Origin of the sequence: Fictibacillus iocasae, from assembly GCF_042665465.1 — a bacterium.
GTDB classification, from domain to species: domain Bacteria; phylum Bacillota; class Bacilli; order Bacillales; family Fictibacillaceae; genus Fictibacillus; species Fictibacillus iocasae.
Genome location: NZ_JBHTCP010000026.1, coordinates 1 through 1,254, shown reverse-complemented (window position 1 = coordinate 1,254; position 1,254 = coordinate 1). Strand labels below are relative to the sequence as shown.

Below are 1,254 nucleotides of genomic sequence, written 5' to 3'. Positions count from 1 at the left end.
GGGTGCTGTGTATCTTCTAAGGTCAGTTTCGATTCGGATTTTATACACTTTCTGGCATAGTGAACTCTGTGATAACGGGCAATCGGAGCACTCCTTGGGTCGCACATATTTTAAGGAGTGGTATTTCTTATCGTAACTGTCATATCGGTACGATTTTTCTCTCACACAAGTAGGGGCGAAATGACGGTCGTAGCCGACTACTTCGCCTTCACGGCGCTTATTATAGGCAATGACGGCATGGGCCTTCATACGAAAAAGCTGCTGGTAAATCGGAACATAATCATAGCCGGCATCCATGCATCCATGAGAAACGACAAGCGGCAGCTTTTCGATTCCTTTTAATAGAGGAATCGCTGCCTTTCCATCATTCAAATTGCCAGAGCTCATCAGCGATTGAAGGATGTACTGACTTTTCGTGCCGACCGCGAGATGAGCTTTGTATCCAAACCAGAACACGTTCTTGCCTTCACTGTTCTTTTTGATTCCCCACGCTGGGTCTAAAGGTATTTCAGAGCGGAGCTCTTCTAGAGACACATCCAACTGAGCGGCAATCGTCTTTTCATACAGCGTTTTTTTGTCTTCTTCTTCTCGCTTCATGCGATCATATTGTTCTTTTTCTTCTTTCTTTTTGCGGCCTCGTTTTTGAGGGGCAGCCTTAGGCTTCGCAACTTTCGGTGGAGCTTGATCTCTCGCTTCAAAGTGGGCGGCATCACACGCGACATGTTCGTCTTGAATAAACCCTTCCTTAATGGCTTGATAAAGGATAGATTCTTTCATACTTTCCAGCTTCTCGCTCTTTGATAGCTTTTCAACCATACGAGAGTATGAGGCTTCAGAAGGGACCTGGTCGGATACCAGAAAGCCGCATTCCAACCGAAAGAGTAAATCATATTTCAACCGTTTAATTAAATCTTTTATGGTAGGAATTCGCTCCATGATTCGGACGACCAAAGAACCGATCATGGCAGCGTAGTTCAGCTCGGTTGGAGCTCCTCGCCAGGACTTTTTAGAAACGGCTAAAACGGCCGTTTCGATATCAATGGCAGCAAAAACGGACGCAAAACGTTGGGTAGGTTCTAAATCATATAATTCCTGGATGCCAAAAAGGCTTTCTTGTTTTATAATAGGCATAGGGAGTCTCACCTCATCTCGTTTGTTTTGGTCGTACTTAACAAATTCGAGTTTTTGGGGAGGTACTCCTTTTTTCGTGTTCTGAAAACCCTGGTACTCTAGGGTCGGGAATTATGAAATTCA

Annotated in this window: 1 protein-coding gene; it reads right to left on the bottom strand. The window is 44.7% G+C overall.

Going from position 1 to position 1,254, the window contains the following annotated elements:
• The coding region (locus tag ACFQPF_RS11425; protein ID WP_379749726.1) for a transposase at positions 1–1,131 on the bottom strand (1,131 nt) is incomplete at its 3' end.
• Positions 1,132–1,254: the final 123 nt, after the last annotated feature.